Raw genomic sequence first — 17319 nt, forward strand, 5'->3', positions numbered from 1 at the left:
CAAAAATATTGTTACATCGGTAAATTGTTATATTGGTACATCAGCAAATTGTTACATTATTGAAAAAGTTATACTTTTTCAATTACCATTGCATAGCCTTGTCCGACACCGATACAAAGGGTACACAATGCATATTTTTTATCTTGTTTTTGAAGTTCCATTGCAGCAGAACCGATGATTCTTGCTCCGGAAACTCCAAGTGGGTGACCAATTGCGATCGCTCCTCCGTTTGGATTTATTCTTGAATCGTCATCTTTCAACCCTAAACTTCTTGTTACGGCTAAAGATTGAGCAGCAAAAGCTTCATTCAATTCAATAACATCCATATCTTCCAATGAAAGATTCAGTCTTTTTAATAATTTTTGAGTTGCTTCAACAGGACCAATTCCCATGATCCTTGGTTCAACACCGGCAACTGAAGATCCTAAAATCTTAGCTTTTGGTTTTAAACCATATTTTTTTACGGCTTCTTCGCTTGCTAAAATTAAGGCAGCAGCGCCATCATTCATTCCTGAAGCGTTTCCGGCAGTTACGGTTCCACCTTCTTTTCTAAAAGCAGGGCGTAATTTACCTAAACCTTCCATTGAAGAAGTTGGTTTGATGAATTCATCTTTATCAAAAATTTTAGAGTCGCCTTTTCTTTGAGGAATTTCAACTTTTACAATTTCTTCCGCCAATCTCCCACTTTCCTGAGCTTTTGTGGCTTTTTGCTGTGACCAAAGAGCAAATTTGTCCTGATCTTCACGGCTGATATTATGCATTTCTGCTAAGTTTTCAGCAGTATCTCCCATTGCATCTACGCCATACATTTCCTTCATTTTCGGATTGACAAATCTCCATCCGAAAGTGGTATCAAACATCTGACTATCTCTACCGAAAGCTGCACTTGGTTTTGACATTACATAAGGTGAACGCGTCATATGCTCAACTCCACCTGCGATATAGATTTCACCTTCTCCAGAAGCAATCGAACGGAAAGCATTAGCAACCGCCGACATTCCAGAAGCGCAGAGTCTGTTTACTGTTTCCCCTCCAATTTTGTATGGAAGTCCAGCCAATAAAAGTCCCATTCTTGCAACGTTTCTGTTATCTTCACCCGCTTGATTTGCACATCCGAAAATAACATCCTCGATTTCCTCAACGGGAACTTCTGGGTTTCTTGCAACAATTTCTTTTAGAACGATTCCTGCCAAATCATCGGCTCTCACTTCTGATAGCCCCCCACTTAGTTTTGAAATAGGAGTTCTGATGTAATCTATGATGTATACGTTGTTCATAATTAAATTAATTTAACAATGTAGCAATCTAACAGTGTAACAATGTTAAATGCCTTGATTTTTATTTAAACTTGTACTTAATATTTTATAAATAATTTTTCCTAATTCTACAATTTGATATTCAAGCTTTTCATCAAACGGATAATTTTTGGAATGTTTACACAGATAAAGCCAATATTTGGTTTCTTCCAATTCTTTGGCTGAAATTTTTATCTTATTGATAAAATCATTTTTACTGTGTGGGTTTTGAGCTTCAAATGCATTTGCACCAATGCTTGTTCCGCAACGTAACAATTGTTTTGCAATTACAAACTTTCTTTTTTCTTCTAACAATTCACAAAACTCAATTATATCTAAAGAAAACTGAACTGTTTTCTGAATCAATGGATTATTTTCAAAATTTATCATTTGTGTTAAAATTTTTTATTTCATCATTGTTAGATTGCTATACTGATACATTGTTACATTAAAATTACAATTCTTTAATTTTTTTTCCGATTTTATAAACTGTTCCGACGAATTTTGCAATCATTTCTTGATTTTGATTGGTAATTTTAATATCATAAACAGCGGTTTTTCTTGTATCATTCACCAGCATACTTTCTGCTCTGAAAACATCGCCTTCTTTTCCGGCTTTGGTAAAATTAATAATGCAGTTTAAAGCAACTGCCGCATCGCCGGTATTATTAGACGAAAATGCCAACGCAGAATCCGCAAAAGCAAAGGTAACGCCTCCGTGAACGGTTTTCAACCCATTAATCATTTCTTTTTTGATGGGCATTTCTATTAAACAATAATTTTCTTTTACTTCGATCATTTTGATATTCATCCATTGGGAAAAATAATCCTGATCAAACATATATTCTGCAACCTGTCTTGGATTCATTTTTAATTTCTGCTTGTTAATTTTTCATATAATTCATCAGCCAATTTATCGTAAACACCCATGGTTTTACCGAGAATTATCTGTTCGTTTGAAAGATTTTCTGAATTTGATGGGTTTTCGGTTGGATAAAGAGCATTTAAATCAATCCCACTTTCATTCGCTAATCTCTTGATCAGCTCTTTATATTTTTCATTAAACCTTCCTAATAAATCAAACTTTTCTTTATCATCCTTTATCGAAGAAAGTTCCTGAATTATGTATTCTTTTTCAATGAGAAGCCTTGTTTCCAATTCGGCTCTGAATCCATCTATATCCATTTTTTAATGTAATAATTTAACAATGTAACGATTTACCAATTGAGATGCTTCGACAAGCTCAGCATGACAGACAGATTGCTACATGGTTATATTGGTATATTGTTACATTTTACGTAGTAACGGGCTTTGTCTGTATCTTTCTTCCTGATATTCTTCGTAAAGATTTTGCAGGGTTTCAGAGATTTTTGAAAAACCTATTTCTTTTCCCCAAGCCAATAATCCTCTTGGATAATTTACTCCTTTTTGCATTGCCAATTCTAGATCTTCATCATTCGCAACACCTAATCTTTTTGCTTCAACCGCTTCGTTGATCAGCATTGAAATTATTCTCAGAAATATTTGTTGATAAAGGGTCTCGTCTTTTTGAGCAACAGGTTTTATAGCATCTTCACTATAATCGTAGAAGCCTTTTCCGGTTTTTCTGCCGTGAAGTTTTGCTTCAGACATTCTTTGTTGAAGAAGAGACGGTTTGTATTTCGGGTCGTAGAAATATTCGTTGTAAACCGTTTTTGTTACTGAGAAATTTACATCAACTCCAATTAAATCCATCAATTCAAAAGGACCCATTTTGAAGTTTCCAATTGTTTTCATCGCATCATCAACTTGTTCTACAGTTGCAATGTTTTCTTCAACAATTCTCAAACCTTCACCGTAGTAAGGTCGAGCGATTCTATTAACAATAAACCCTGGAATATCTTTAGCAATCACAGGAATTTTACCCCAATCTTTCATGAGGTTGTACATTTTTTCGGCTAAAGATTTTTCTGTAAGGAGAGATGGAATAATCTCAACTAAAGGCATCAAAGGAGCCGGATTGAAGAAGTGAATTCCGATGAAACGTTCCGGTATTTGTAATTCTGCACCAAGAGAGGTGATGGAAATAGATGATGTATTAGAACCAATCACACAGCTTTCTGAAACGTGTTTCTCTAATTCTGTGAAGACTTTTGTTTTAATTTCTTTATTTTCGATGATGGCTTCAATGATTAATTCACAATCTTTAAAGTCCTTCAGTTCTGTAGCGATGGAAATATTAGCTAAAATTTCGGTCATTTTCTCTGCCGAAATTTTCTGTTTATCAACCAATTTGGTCAATGTTTTTTCCAAACCTACGGTTGCCGTTTCTACTTGTTTTGCGTTGGCGTCATAGACCCAAACTTTGCATCCGTTCGTTGCGGCTACTTGTGCGATGCCAATTCCCATCGTTCCGGCACCGATAATTCCTACATTCGTCATAATGTAACAGTGTATCAATGTAACAATGTAACAATCTCTATCATGCTGAGCTCGTCGAAGCATTTCATTGGTAAATTGCTACATTGGTACATTGTTATATTAATTCTTATTTTCCTTTATATTCAGGTTTTCTTTTTTGTAAAAAGGCTTGTACCCCTTCTTTGAAATCTTCTGTTTCGGCAGCTTCCTGCTGTAAATCTCCTTCCAGTTCCAACTGTTCTTTCAAAGTGTTGTTGTAAGAATTGGCGAAGGCTTTTTTGGTTAATTTTAAACCAACAGTCGGCATGTTTGATACTTTTTCTAAAATTTCCATTGATTTTGAATTGAATTCTTCCTCCGTGAAAACTTCAGCTACCAAACCATACGATTTTGATTCTTCAGCTGATAATTTTTTGCCAGTAAATGCTAAATAGTTTGCCAATTGTCTTCCCAATAATTTAGGCAAGAAATAAGTACCTCCTGTATCAGGAATTAACCCAATATTTGAAAATGCCTGAGAAAAATATGCTTTATTATTAGCTAAAACAAAGTCACAAATCAAAGCCAACATTGCTCCAGCTCCAACAGCAGGACCATTGACCAAAGCCACAACAGGTTTTTTGCAACGTGTAATTTCGAGTACCAAAGGATTGTAATAATCCGTCACAATTCTTCTGATAATATCGTCATCATGATGGTCGTTGCCTTGTACGAAAGCATCATCTAAGTTTTGACCTGAGCAAAAAGCTCTTCCTCTTCCTGAAATCGCCACACATCTTACCGTAGGATCATCACTGCATTCTTTTATAAAATCTTTTAGATCTCCCAAAGATGGCTTTGTAAGCGCATTCATCGTTTCAGGCTGATTGAGGTAAGCGATTTTCAGCTTTCCGTCAAAATGTGATTCAATATCAAGTTGTGTGTACATAGTTTTATTTTTTTATAATTAATGTAAATTTACGCATAAAAATGTAGCAATGTATTAGTTTACCAGTCTAACAATATTTGCCGCATTCAAAATTGTTACATTTTTACATTGCTAAATTGTTACATTAATCTAGTGGCATTTAAAATAATCAAAAGGCTCTAAACAGTCTAAGCATTGATACGAAGCCTTACACAAAGTAGACCCGAATCTGCTTATTTGTTTTGAATTCATCGAACCACAACGAGGACATTTTTTCGGTTTCCCGATGTGATGTTCGTCGGCTCCTTTTTCGGGAGGTGAAATTCCGTAAACACGGAGTTTTTCTCTCGCTTCATCTGTCAACCAATCTGTTGTCCAAATCGGAAACATTTTGGTGACTACTTTCGCATCCCATCCGTATTCTTTCATCAATTTAATGATATCTTCTTCAATGGTAAACATAGCGGGACAGGCAGAATAAGTCGGCGTAATGGTTACTTCACAAGAATTCTCACTCGTAACTTTCGCTTCTCTTACAATGCCCAATTCCACAATATTGATTACCGGGATTTCCGGATCGGGAATTAATTCTAATATTTCTAAAGGATTTTTCATTAATTAATTTGAAAATTTGAAAATTTGGGTAATTTGAAAATTTAAGGGTGCCCTCAATTTCAAATTAACTCATTTTCAAATTAACTCATTGATTTTATTACCACGTACATCCCGGATACGCTCTCTGCATATACTGCAATTCACAAAGGATAAATCCGAAATATTCGGTGTGATATCCTGTTCTTGATTTTGGCTGCATGAAATGATCTGTTGGATATTCCAAACCAAAATCTGCGAAATCTTTTTCTGTGATTGAGATAAACTGGTTATACAATTCATCAACATTTGGAGTGATATTTAAAGCAATTAAATCATCTTCTCCTTCTACTTTTGCGAATAAGCCTTTGGTATATTCCCAAACATTTTCGATTGCTTTTACCAAACGGGTTTTGCTTTCTTCAGTTCCCTGAGCGAAAATTTTCATCCAAGAAGCAGTATGCGTATAATGATATCTTACTTCTTTCAAAGATTTTTGAGCGATTGCAGAAAGTTCTTCATCGGCAGAATTTGACAATGCTTCGTACATTAATTTCTGATAGACAGAGAAAATATACACTTTAAGAATTGTCTGTGCATAATCTTCATTCGGAAGCTCGGTTAAATGGGCATTCAGATATTCATGTTCATATCTTAAAAAAGCCAAATCATCTTCACTTTTACCGTTATCGGCAACTCTTGAGGCATAAACGTAGAAGTTATTTGCCTGTCCAAGTTCGTCCAAAGCGATGTTTGTCAATGCAATATCTTCCTCCAAATAAGGACCTTCACCGCACCAAGCAGACAAACGCTGTCCCATGATGAAACTGTCGTCCGCTAATTTTAATAAATAATTATATAATGGGTTCATTTTTATAGAATTTAGAAATTAGAGGTTAGAAATTAGACTAAATTCTAGAATCTAACTTCTAACTTCTTTTATTACATATTTTTTACATCGTTTGGAATATCGTAAAACGTCGGGTGACGGTACAATTTGTCATCAGCCGGATCAAAGAAAGCTTCTTTATCAATTCCTTCTGAAGTCACAATATATTTACTTGGAACTACCCAAACAGAAGTTCCTTCTTTTCTTCTTGTATAAACGTCTCTTGCGTTCTGCAAAGCCATTTCTGCTGTTGGTGCCTGTACAATTCCAACGTGTTTGTGAGATAATCCCGGTTTAGTCTGAATAAACACTTCCCACATATCTAAATTTGCCATAAATAAAATTAAATTTAACAATGTATCAGTCTAACAATTTACCAATTAAGATGCTTCGACAAGCTCAGCATGACAAATTGATTGTTACATTTTTACATTGGTATATTGTTACATTGAAATTTTTTCCTGTTTCTCTGCAAAAGCTGCAGCTGCTTCTTTTACCCAAAGGTTTTCTTGTTGCGCTTTCACTTTTGTCTGTAATCTTTTCTTGTTACAAGGTCCGTTTCCTTTTAAGATCGTCATGAATTCATCCCAAGGAAGTTCTCCGAAATCGTAATGCTGCCTTTCTTCATTCCATTTCAAATCTTTGTCTGGAATAGTTAATCCTAAGAATTCAGCCTGAGCAACGGTAACATCAACAAATCTCTGACGAAGACTGTCGTTACTTTCTCTTTTCACTCTATAATTCATCGAGATTTTAGAGTTTGGCGAACTGTCGTCATTCGGGCCGAACATCATCAGAGCCGGCCACCAGAACTGATCTAAAGATCGTTGGGCCATTTCTTTCTGCTGTTTGGTTCCACGGCAAAGTGCCATCAGAATTTCATATCCCTGCCTTTGGTGGAAAGATTCTTCTTTACAGATTTTCACCATCGCTCTGGAATAAGGACCGTAAGAATTCCCCATCAGCATCACCTGGTTCATAATTGCAGCACCGTCAACCAGCCAGCCGATCGCACCGATATCTGCCCAACTTAATGTAGGATAATTGAAAATACTTGAATATTTTGCTTTTCCTTCCAACATATCGTCGTAAGTCGCGTCTCTGTCAGCTCTAATCGTTCCGTTTCCTAGAGTTTCAGTTGCAGAATAAAGGTATAAACCGTGACCCGCTTCATCCTGAACTTTAGCCAGAAGCGCCATTTTCCTTCTCAATGAAGGTGCTCTGGAAATCCAGTTGGCTTCCGGTAGCATTCCGACAATCTCAGAATGCGCATGCTGTGAAATCTGACGAACCAATAATTTCCTGTAATCATCAGGCATTACGTCTTTCGGTTCTACTTTATTTTCGTCGTGTACGTATTGTACAAATTTTTCTAAATCCATAATTTTTCCAATTTAGCAATGTATCAGTCTAGCAATGTACCAATGATTGTTACACTGGTAAATTGATATATTGTTACATTAATTTAATTACACGTCATAATTAAGCATCACCACATTCGTTGTCGGGTGACATTGACACGTCAGAACGTAACCTCTGGCTACCTCATCTTCGGTAAGCGCGTAGTTTTTCTCCATGAAAACTTCTCCTTCCAATACTTGCGCCTTACACGTACAACAAACTCCTCCTTTGCACGCAAAAGGCACAGGAAGATTGTCTTTCAATGCTTTATCTAAGATACTCTCTTTTTTAGAATTAAGGTGGAACGAATATTCATCATCATCAATGATCACCGTTACCATACTTTCTAAATTGGCAATTGCCTTGAATTCATCACTCATTTCCTCAGAATTTTCTTCGTCAGGAGCGGTAAAATATTCAAATAAAACCTGAATTGCAGGTACTTTTTTCTCTTTCTTTAAATAATCAGCAATGCCTTTAATCATCTCTGAAGGTCCACAAATGAAAAATGTAGATTCTCTTACATCGATATCTGCATATCTTTCAAACAATAAATCTAATTTTTCTGGAGAAATTCTACCTTCAAAAATCGGGTCTTCATGCTGCTCACGGCTTACTAAATAAACAACTTTCAGTCTTCCGTTAAAAGTTTCAACCAATTTATCGATTTCAGCCTTTTTCATTACGTGATTCATGCTTCTGTTGCTGTAGAACAGATAAGCGTTTGAACTCGGCTCCTGGTAAAGACTTTCTTTAATATTTGATAAAACCGGAGAAATTCCACTTCCTGCCGCCAAACCAATGTAAGTTTTTACGTTTGTCGGGTGATAAGACGTATTGAAACCGCCCATCGGAGGCATCACTTCAAGAACTTCATCCATATGAAGATGTTCGTTGAAGTAGCCTGAAACTTTTCCGTTTTCCAACAACTTAACCAATACTTCCAACGTGTTACTCTTTTCACTTGGAGCATTACAGATAGAATAAGAACGTCTCTCTTCGTTTCCGTCGATCATTACTCGGAAGTTAAGATACTGCCCCTGCTTGAACCTGAATTTATCCTTCAGTTCCTCAGGAATCTCAACGGCTACATTCACTGCATCGTTGGTATCTTTCTGAACCCTTACCGTTTTTAATTTATAAAATGAATTCATTTTGTTTTTAATATTCTATTAATTTTTCCACCTTCGCACTTAGGCAAACTGTCCTGAGCATGAATTTTCACTTTCGTAGTGATTCCTACTCGTTTTTTTATTTCGTTTTCTATACTTTTTGCAAAGTTTCCGACAAAAATAGCATAATCATCGGTATTAATTTCAATTTGTTTGGCTTTCACAAATTCATCATCAATTTCCAGATCAATATCTAATGCTACACACATTTGTTCTTTCTCAATCGGTGTTAAATAATAATTCGGAACCACGCCTTCCACATGAGAAAACGCTTCTTCAATCTGACTTGGATACACATTTACCCCTCTTACAATCAGCATATCATCGGCTCTTCCAAGAATTGGTTTCATTTTAACCATCGTTCTTTTTGAGTTTTCTTCATAATAAAGACTCGTGATATCATTCGTCCAATATCGTAAAAGTGGCATTGCTTTTTTAGTTAAAGTTGTGATTACCAAAACTCCTTCTTCCCCGAAAGGAACAGGCTGTTTTGTGATCGGATCTAAAATTTCAGGATAAAAATGGTCTTCCCAAATGTAAGAACCACCTTTTTCCTCAAAATCTTCCATCGAAACTCCCGGTCCGATAATTTCACTCAAACCATAAATATTGGTTGCATGAACTCCCAATCTTTCTTCAATATGATGTCTGATAATCTCCGTCCAAGGTTCTGAACCTAAAACGGCATATTTTAAACTGATTTCGTCTGCTGAGATCCCTCTTTTCGCAAATTCATCAGCGATTGTTAAAGCGTAAGACGGCGAACAACAAATAACTTCAGGTTTAAAATCTATAATTAAATCAACCTGTCTCGTTGTCATTCCTCCCGAAATCGGAAGAACGCTCATCCCTAATTTTTCTGCTCCGTAATGAAGTCCAAGTCCGCCCGTGAAAATTCCATATCCATAGGCGTTGTGTAACTGCATTCCCGGTTTTGCTCCCGCTGCATTCAACGATCTCGCTACCACTTCACTGAATAAATCAACGTCTTCTTTTGTATATCCTACTACCGTCGGCTTTCCGGTTGTTCCGCTTGAACAGTGAATTCTTTGTAATTCATTCTTCGGAACAGTAAATAATCCGAACGGATAATTATCTCTTAAATCCTGTTTGTAAGTAATCGGCAGTTTCGTAATATCTTCAATTGTCCTTATTTCCCCAGTTGATATTTGTAATTCATCAAATTTTCCTTTATAAAAATCTGATTTCTCCTCAAGATACACAACCAAATTCTTCAATCTCTCGGACTGAAGAGTTCTCAATTCATTAAGACTTAGATATTCAACATCAAACTCCATTACTAACTAACATTTGTTAGGTGTAAATTTAAAAAGAATTTGGAACATGACAAAATTTTTATGATTTCCGTCATATTTTGAATGATTCTAAATTATTTGAGGTTGAGATTGAGGTTGAGATTGAGGTCGAGACAAATGTTTGCGTCGAGCTTATCATTCAGAATGAATGAAGTGTTTTGAAGAATCTTTTGATAAAAGGTTGAGATTCTTCGTTCGTCAGAATGACAAAGAGGCTGCATAAAGAGTGTTTACAAAGTTTGTCTTTATGAATGTAATGAAGTTTAGTGGAAAATTAAACTTTATAAATTTCAAGAATTTCCGGTCTTTCTGAATCATCTGAAATCTTTCCGTATTGGGCAAATTCAGTCCAAAGCTTTCTTAATTTCCTTCCGTTTTCATCAATGTATTTCCAAGGAATATTTTTTAAAATTCCAGAAGATTTCCATGCAGATTCATTTCCAAAAATGAAAGGTAAATCAATAGCATGCGCTCCTAAAAAGTGGTTTGCTATTTTCAAACGAGGATGAATTCTGAACAAATAAACATTTCCTCCGTTTTGCGCATAGTTTTCAGCAAAGTCTTTTGCGGGTTTTCCATAAATAATTTCTGTAGTCGTACGAATCGCCCTGTTCAAAATTTTTACAGGAAAATACTTATTTACGATATCGGAAGTTTTCAGATAAAAGGAGGTTTCTTCATCATTCAAACCAATTAAAACATCTATTTCTTTTGCTTTTTGCATCCATCTTTCTTCTGCTTCACCTTCATTACACAAAGGCGGAAAACCATATTGTGTTCCGAAAGGCATTGCAGCTTTTAATCCGTACTTTAGAAAAGAAGGTGTACAATTTTTATAGTTTTCAATAATTTCCAGAGCATCAGACTTTCCGTTAAAAATTTGAGTGTTTTTCAGAAATTCAGCTGACATTTTTTGCCGGTTTTTTCTTAAACCTAAAGGAGCACTGTGAATAATCACTCTTTTAAATAAATCTTCAGTTCCTTCTGAAATCATAAGATGAGCAATTGCATCGCCACCAGAAGACTGCCCGAAAAGGGTAATATTTTCTGAATCTCCACCAAAAGATTCTACATTATTTTTAATCCATTTCAAAGCTTCGATTAAGTCAAACAAACCTAAATTGGCTGGTTTTTCTTCGTTACCTCCCAAAAATCCGAAAATGCCTAATCGGTAAGAAACGGTAACAACGATGATGTTTTGCTCTTGTATCCAATCTGTTGGATCTGCTGTTGGAAGATCACCACAACCGATTTCGTACGAACCTCCATGAATCCATACAATGACAGAAAATTTTTCGTTTTCATTAAAATTTTCAGGGCGAAAAATGGAAATATATTGAGGAGATTCATCCACTTCAAAATCATCTAAATTGGTTTTACCAATCATTTTTTCAAGAAGTGGGCTGATATTTTGCGGACAAACGGGAGTTTTTTCAGGAAAAATAATTTCCGAATCTGAAGGCTGTACAGCAATTGGCTTTTTGAATCTTTCAGAATACGCATAGCGAATGTTTTTAGCTTTTAATATTCCGTTTTCTCTAAAAGCTAAAATTTTTCCAAAAGGTGTCCGAAAAGTATATGTATTATTTCGATTTGCCGTCATCGTTTTCGCAATAGACTTTAAACTTTTTTATAATTACAATTTACAAATTTTTGTTAAAAAAACTAATCACAAATTTAATTCAGAGCTTTAAACTCGCTTGGAGAAACCCCAACTTTACTTTTGAATAATCTTGTGAAATGCTGTGGATATTTAAATCCTAAATCATAAGAAATTTCACTGATAGATTTTGATGCATCAAAAATCTGATCTTTCGCCACATCGATAAGCTTATTATGAATAAATTCCTGCGCAGAAATCCCAAGCTCTTTTTTAATTAAATCGCCAAAATAATTCGCTGAAAGATTAAGCTGCTCCGCAAAATAGTTGACCATCGGAAAACCAAGATTTTTGGGCTTATCAGATTTCAAATAATCATCCAAAGATTTCTCAAACTTGCCTATAAAATTCTGATTAATATGATCACGAGTAATAAATTGGCGGTCGTAGAAACGCATGCAGTAATTCAGAAACAGTTCAATATTATTAACAATTAATGATTTACTGTGTTTATCAATGTTTTGCTCGAGCTCGAGCTTTATATTTTTAAAACATTCTAAAATAATCTCTCTTTCTTTTTCTGAAAGATGCAACGCTTCATGAACATCGTAAGAAAAGAAACTGTACTCTCTGATATTTTTTCCCAAATTGGTTCCTTTCAACAAATCCGGATGAAAAATTAAAGCAAAACCTGCAGGCTGAATATAAGCTCCTGCATTATAAATTCCGTAAGTCTGTCCGGGAGCGATGAAAACTAAAGTTCCTTCCTGATAATCATAGCTGTGTTTTCCGTACTGCATATCGCCACACATTACGTCTTTCAGAAAAACAGTGTAAAAACCAAAGGTTCTTTTGAACTGACAAATAGGATCAGATTTTGAAAAATCTAACACACTCACCAAAGGATGCATCGTTTCCTGATTCACCATTTTATTGTATTCTGAAACGCTGTTGTATATTTCAACTTCCTGATCTTCCATGAAGTAAATTTTTATTCAAAATTACCAATTTCCTGCCTACAATTTTCACTGTAAGTAAAATTGGTAAATGATTCTGTAATTTATATAAGTACTTTTACATTAAATCTATCGAATTTTGTAAATAGAAAACAGAAATATTATAATTAATTTAAAACTTAAAAAAAATATATGGACACATTCACAGTAAAAGCTTTTGGAGCAGAATCTAAAACTGCCGATTTAGCAGAAATGAATATTGAAAGAAGAGAAGTGACAGCGAATGATATAGAAATTGAAATTCTATATTGCGGCGTTTGCCACTCTGATCTTCACACCGCAAGAAACGATTGGGGCGGAACGAAATATCCATCAGTTCCCGGTCATGAAATTGTAGGAAAAATTACAAAAGTAGGAAGCGAAGTTTCTAAATTCAAAGTCGGCGATCTTGCAGGAGTTGGCTGTATCGTAGATTCTTGCGGACATTGCAACAGCTGCAAGCATGATTTGGAACAATATTGCGAAAACGGATTTATCGGAACATACAACGGAAAAGATGAGCATTTGGGAGGTCATACTTTTGGTGGATATTCTCAAAAAGTAGTGGTAGATGCAGGACATGTTTTAAAAATTCCGGCAAATCTGGATTTGGCTGCAGTTGCACCGCTTCTTTGTGCAGGAATTACCACCTGGTCGCCTTTAAGACACTGGAATGTTGGTTCTGATTCTAAAGTTGCGGTTGTCGGTTTGGGCGGATTAGGGCATATGGCAATCAAGCTTGCGAAAGGATTGGGAGCGGAAGTAACTTTATTCTCAAGAACTCCGGGAAAAACTGAAGATGCAAAAAAATTGGGTGCAGACCACGTCATTATTTCTACTGATGAGGAGCAGATGAATTCTGTAAAAGGAAAGTTTGATTTAATTATCGACACGGTTCCTTACGATCATGATGTAAACCCTTATATTTCTACTTTGACCATAAACGGAACTCATGTTTTGGTAGGTTTTATCGGTAAAATGGAAGACAGCTTATTTACTCCACCGATGATTATGGGAAGAAAATCGGTTGCCGGTTCTGTGATCGGAGGTATTGCTGAAACTCAGGAAATGCTTGATTTCTGCGGTGAGCACAATATTGTTTCTGAAATTGAAGTTATCAAAATGCAAGACATCAACGAAGCGTATGAAAGAATGCTGAAAAGCGATGTGAGATACCGTTTTGTGATTGATATGCAATCTCTGTAATCTCCTCAGATTTAATTATAAATTAAGACTCTTCATTTTTGGAGAGTCTTTTTTTTACAAAAGTTTAATTCATAATTTCTTTTGTTTGACTATTGCAAAATACAGTGTCGGCGACCTTTTGCCCCGCCGAAATCTTATTCTAATTGTTTTTTGATAGGGGTTCGCCCTATCCCTTTCTAAGTCGTCCTTTCAGGACTTATATTATTTCTTTACTATTTTTTTCAATACTTTTATTTTTCCGTCAATAGGCTCAATGATTTTTAAACCTAAAATTTCAGCAACCAAAGGATAAACGTTGATATTTTCAAATTGATCAATAACCAAATTATTTTTAAATTCTGACCCCCAAGCGAAGAATGTAGCATTCATTTCAGGAACAATTTTAGGATTGTAACCATGTTTGCCTACCGAAGTTCTTTTATCTCTTTCTAAAAATATTTTTGGAGCTTTTGGGATTAATAAAATTTGTCCTATTCTATTATATCGGTCATCTTTCGTAGCAAAATGAAGATATTTTGGTAGTTTCTTATCCAGATAAACTTCGTAGTCATCTGTTTTATTGATTTTTAATTCTTTATAAACCTTTTTAACCTCATCAGAGTTTTTCACGTAAACCCTCAATAAGGTCTGAGAATTGTAATAATCGAATCTTTTTTTATCAAAAAGCATAGCAGGAATTTCGAGTGGATTTCCGCCATCAACTTTTATCATTCCGTGATCGGAAACGAAGATGAAATTTACATTTTTTAAACCTAAGTGATTTACTTTCTGAACCAAATTTCCTATTGCTTCATCAATTAAGTGAACTGCTGTTTCAGTTTCTTTGGCTTCGGGACCAAAATGATGCCCCGCTCCGTCGACTTCAGGAAAATATAATGAAATAAAGTGCGGTCTTTTATCTTCAGGAAGTTTCAGCCAGTTAATTACTTTATCCACTTTTTCTGAAGGCGTAAATTTTTCGTGATAAGGATAATAATAGGTTGGCCTCATTCCACCTGCATCACTTGCCGAACCTACCCATTGCAGAGAAGCACTGATTGTTCCTTGCTTTTCTGCCAAACTCCACAGCGGAGTTCCACCGTACCATGTTCCATCTTCAGCATTTTGGCGATTGCTCATTGCATACGCTTCTTTACGTTGATAGTCGTAGAAAAAATTATCAATCAAACCGTGATGAGAAGGATATAATCCTGTAATTAATGTCCAGTGATTTGGAAAAGTAATGCTCGGATAACTCGGAGTCATTGCTTTTGCCCGGATACCTTCACCTGAATATTTTAAAAGATTTTTAGCATTGTACTTTTTAGCATAATCATATCTGAAACCGTCTGCAGAAATCATGATAACATAAGGCTTCTGCATCGCTTCTGCATTATTAAAACGATTAGGAATAACAATTTGAGCCGTGTCAACTGTTCCTGTCTGAGCAAATATTGTTAGTGATAAAGTGAGCATTAAAAATGCCAATACTTTTTTCATTTTATTTTTTTTGCAAAGGTAGCCTCAGTAAATTTCACAAAAAAGTTTCGTACGTTAAAAAAACATTAAGAGCCGGTTTAATTTCATTAAAAAAATTACCCCTAAATGGAGTAATTTTGATAAGATTTTTCGAGCCATCCCTAATCCTTAAGGGCGGAAAAATGTTTTTATATTTTAAATAATAAAGCCACTTTTCAGTGGCTTCAATTTATTCTTTAATTAACTGTTGATAAGAAGTAGAACCGTCCTTTAAAGTGATTTCAAAATAATAATTGCCCGATTTTAAATCAGCTACACTGATGTTTTCACCGTCAACTTTTACTGTTTTTACTTTTCTGCCTGTAGTTTCGTAAATATCAACAGATCTTATTTTATCAGCATTTTTGAAATATACTGTTTCCTTCGCAGGATTAGGATACATTTTAATCGCTTTGCTTTCAGCTTCCAGCTCGCTTATACCCAAAATTGAAAATGTTCCGCTTGTAACAGCTGTATTGGCAGACCCTCCATGTGGTGCTATAGCTAAGTCTGCTGCACCTGTAATAACACATTTGGTAGTAATACTGCCTGCCGAAGCATAATTAAACTGATAATCGTTAACCCCGTCTCCTGTTGTCATATTACGCTCATAAGCCATTGAAACTATACCACCAGAAACTACGGGAGCGCTTACTACAGTCCAGTCTTGAGTGTCTGTGTTGTATACTCCGATGCCTCCCAGATTTCTGTCGGAAAAGCCTGCGCTGCTATACGTCAAAGCATCTGTAGGAGCACCAGACATCCCGGAGTTGGCTGCACTTCTGAATGTAAATCCAAACCATCTGTCAGAAGGTCCTGTTAAATCCAGTCTCACTTTATTTGTCGTATTATTTAAGGTAATATTAGCGGTTATAGATCTTGTGCCAACCGTGCATGTCATCACTCCTGTAGATTTTTGCTGTGAAGAAGCCAAAAACCCCATAGTTAATAGTAAAGAAAATAATGTTTTTTTCATCTTTAATTTTTTAATAAGTTAATAATTTCGATATTTTTAGTAAATACGGCATATTCGAATGCTGTTTTACCTTGTTTATCTGCCAAATTTTTATTGGCTTTGTTTTTTAATAGTGTTTCTACGAGATCTTTATCCTGAAGCTGAACAGCATATATCAAAGGAGTGGTGCCTTTGGTATCTGCAAGATTTGGATTGGCTCCATTTACCAATAGTTTTTGAGTGAGTTCTTTGTTATTTTTAAAAACCGCTGCCGTAAGCGCTGAACCTTGATCACTACCGTAGTTAATATCCTTTACTTTTGCCATCAAAAATTCTGCAACAGGAGTATTTCCTCTGTAGCAAGCGAGGATTAGCGGAGAAAATCCGTTTTCGTTGGTTTGATTAATAACATCGGGATTCTGCTTCATCAGCTCTTTTGCTTCTGCAACAGTTCCGCTTCTGGCAATATCAAAAATAGATTTTGCTTTTTCCTGAGCCGACATTACGGTAAAACTCAATATGAAACTTAGGATAAAAAATATTTTTTTCATTATTTTGATAGTATATAATTGTATTCAACATTTACATTTTCTGCTACTTTTTTAGTAACCATTTTAGGAATGGTCACCTTAAAATCTGCGGGTCTTGCATCAAAATTTCCCTGCATATAAATTTTGCCGTCTTTAGAATGAATTACAGCACTTGAACTCACTGCTTTATCTACTCCGTGAAAATTTAAAGTGCCCTGAACTGTGTATTTCTGTGGTGATGCCGTCAATTTTGTTTTATCAAAGTTTACAATCTTACCTTTAAAGGTTGTTTTGGGATATTTTGCAGATTCGGCATAGCTTTCATTAAAATGTTCCTCCATTAATTTAACTTTAAAACGAAAATTCTTTACCGATGAAACAGAAGCAAAATCTCCGGTATCAGCATTAACAATAGCAACATTATTATCATCCTGTGCAAAAACATCTTCAAATAATGGTACTGATGCCTCAAACGTTACTTTGCCAGTTTTGGTTGTATACTTCTGAGCCGACACAATAGATCCGAAACTTAGTATAACGATTAATAATATTAAATTTTTCATAT

The 17319-nt window shown here is 35.4% G+C and carries 19 protein-coding genes; 1 reads left to right on the forward strand and 18 read right to left on the reverse strand.

All coding sequences use genetic code 11. From position 1 onward, the window contains the following. Positions 1 to 68 precede the first annotated feature (68 nt). The 14 genes from pcaF to OH814_RS18495 form a co-directional block, all read right to left on the reverse strand. On the reverse strand, positions 69 to 1277 hold the full coding sequence (gene pcaF / locus OH814_RS18430) for a 3-oxoadipyl-CoA thiolase (protein WP_308829170.1): 1209 nt from the start codon (positions 1275 to 1277) through the stop codon (positions 69 to 71). 45 nt (positions 1278 to 1322) lie between these two features. Continuing rightward, entirely contained in the window at positions 1323 to 1685 is a 363-nt protein-coding gene (locus OH814_RS18435; RefSeq protein ID WP_308829171.1) for a four helix bundle protein, read from the reverse strand. Between the two features lie 64 nt (positions 1686 to 1749). Further along, positions 1750 to 2163 carry a hotdog fold thioesterase gene (locus tag OH814_RS18440; protein WP_308829172.1) on the reverse strand — a complete coding sequence of 138 codons (414 nt, stop codon included), beginning with the start codon at positions 2161 to 2163 and terminating at the stop codon, positions 1750 to 1752. A gap of 2 nt (positions 2164 to 2165) precedes the next feature. Further along, the gene (locus tag OH814_RS18445; protein WP_308829173.1) at positions 2166 to 2480 is read right to left on the reverse strand and encodes a hypothetical protein; all 315 of its coding nucleotides are present in this window, start codon (positions 2478 to 2480) and stop codon (positions 2166 to 2168) included. 102 nt (positions 2481 to 2582) lie between these two features. Further along, positions 2583 to 3716, reverse strand: coding sequence for a 3-hydroxyacyl-CoA dehydrogenase NAD-binding domain-containing protein (locus OH814_RS18450; RefSeq protein WP_308829174.1), 1134 nt, complete (start codon positions 3714 to 3716; stop codon positions 2583 to 2585). Positions 3717 to 3822: 106 nt separating this feature from the next. Beyond that, on the reverse strand, positions 3823 to 4623 hold the full coding sequence (locus OH814_RS18455; protein ID WP_079466489.1) for an enoyl-CoA hydratase/isomerase family protein: 801 nt from the start codon (positions 4621 to 4623) through the stop codon (positions 3823 to 3825). 129 nt (positions 4624 to 4752) lie between these two features. Next, the gene (gene paaD, locus OH814_RS18460) at positions 4753 to 5217 is read right to left on the reverse strand and encodes a 1,2-phenylacetyl-CoA epoxidase subunit PaaD (protein WP_308829175.1); all 465 of its coding nucleotides are present in this window, start codon (positions 5215 to 5217) and stop codon (positions 4753 to 4755) included. 97 nt (positions 5218 to 5314) lie between these two features. Further along, on the reverse strand, positions 5315 to 6064 hold the full coding sequence (paaC, locus tag OH814_RS18465) for a 1,2-phenylacetyl-CoA epoxidase subunit PaaC (protein ID WP_201133287.1): 750 nt from the start codon (positions 6062 to 6064) through the stop codon (positions 5315 to 5317). A 71-nt stretch (positions 6065 to 6135) separates the two neighbouring features. Beyond that, positions 6136 to 6417: a 1,2-phenylacetyl-CoA epoxidase subunit PaaB gene (gene paaB, locus OH814_RS18470; RefSeq protein ID WP_034679196.1), complete on the reverse strand. Its 282-nt coding sequence runs from the start codon at positions 6415 to 6417 to the stop codon at positions 6136 to 6138. Positions 6418 to 6525: 108 nt separating this feature from the next. Further along, complete coding sequence (gene paaA / locus OH814_RS18475) at positions 6526 to 7464, reverse strand: 1,2-phenylacetyl-CoA epoxidase subunit PaaA (RefSeq protein ID WP_308829176.1); 939 nt, start codon at positions 7462 to 7464, stop codon at positions 6526 to 6528. Between the two features lie 87 nt (positions 7465 to 7551). Next, positions 7552 to 8637: a 2Fe-2S iron-sulfur cluster-binding protein gene (locus OH814_RS18480; protein WP_308829177.1), complete on the reverse strand. Its 1086-nt coding sequence runs from the start codon at positions 8635 to 8637 to the stop codon at positions 7552 to 7554. After that, positions 8634 to 9953 (reverse strand): AMP-binding protein, encoded by a 1320-nt coding sequence (locus OH814_RS18485; RefSeq protein ID WP_308829178.1) that lies wholly within the window; start codon positions 9951 to 9953, stop codon positions 8634 to 8636. The genes OH814_RS18480 and OH814_RS18485 overlap by 4 nt, the downstream gene beginning before the upstream one ends. Positions 9954 to 10245: 292 nt before the next feature. Continuing rightward, entirely contained in the window at positions 10246 to 11574 is a 1329-nt protein-coding gene (locus OH814_RS18490) for a carboxylesterase family protein (RefSeq protein ID WP_308829179.1), read from the reverse strand. 74 nt (positions 11575 to 11648) lie between these two features. Continuing rightward, positions 11649 to 12551: a helix-turn-helix transcriptional regulator gene (locus tag OH814_RS18495; protein ID WP_308829180.1), complete on the reverse strand. Its 903-nt coding sequence runs from the start codon at positions 12549 to 12551 to the stop codon at positions 11649 to 11651. Between the two features lie 168 nt (positions 12552 to 12719). On the opposite strand from OH814_RS18495, the gene OH814_RS18500 reads away from it, so the two are divergent. Next, positions 12720 to 13772 (forward strand): NAD(P)-dependent alcohol dehydrogenase, encoded by a 1053-nt coding sequence (locus OH814_RS18500; RefSeq protein WP_308829181.1) that lies wholly within the window; start codon positions 12720 to 12722, stop codon positions 13770 to 13772. A gap of 201 nt (positions 13773 to 13973) precedes the next feature. Here OH814_RS18500 and OH814_RS18505 read toward each other — a convergent pair whose 3' ends face one another. The 4 genes from OH814_RS18505 to OH814_RS18520 form a co-directional block, all read right to left on the reverse strand. Next, positions 13974 to 15251: an ectonucleotide pyrophosphatase/phosphodiesterase gene (locus tag OH814_RS18505; protein WP_308829182.1), complete on the reverse strand. Its 1278-nt coding sequence runs from the start codon at positions 15249 to 15251 to the stop codon at positions 13974 to 13976. A 208-nt stretch (positions 15252 to 15459) separates the two neighbouring features. Beyond that, positions 15460 to 16245, reverse strand: a complete 786-nt coding sequence (locus OH814_RS18510; protein WP_308829183.1) for a T9SS type A sorting domain-containing protein — start codon at positions 16243 to 16245, stop codon at positions 15460 to 15462. Positions 16246 to 16247: 2 nt separating this feature from the next. Then, positions 16248 to 16775, reverse strand: coding sequence for an ankyrin repeat domain-containing protein (locus tag OH814_RS18515; protein ID WP_308829184.1), 528 nt, complete (start codon positions 16773 to 16775; stop codon positions 16248 to 16250). Next, positions 16775 to 17317 (reverse strand): YceI family protein, encoded by a 543-nt coding sequence (locus OH814_RS18520; protein WP_308829185.1) that lies wholly within the window; start codon positions 17315 to 17317, stop codon positions 16775 to 16777. The genes OH814_RS18515 and OH814_RS18520 overlap by 1 nt, the downstream gene beginning before the upstream one ends. Positions 17318 to 17319 lie beyond the last annotated feature (2 nt).

Source organism: Chryseobacterium sp. CFS15, assembly GCF_031118795.1.
In the GTDB taxonomy this organism is placed as follows: Bacteria; Bacteroidota; Bacteroidia; order Flavobacteriales; family Weeksellaceae; genus Chryseobacterium; species Chryseobacterium indoltheticum.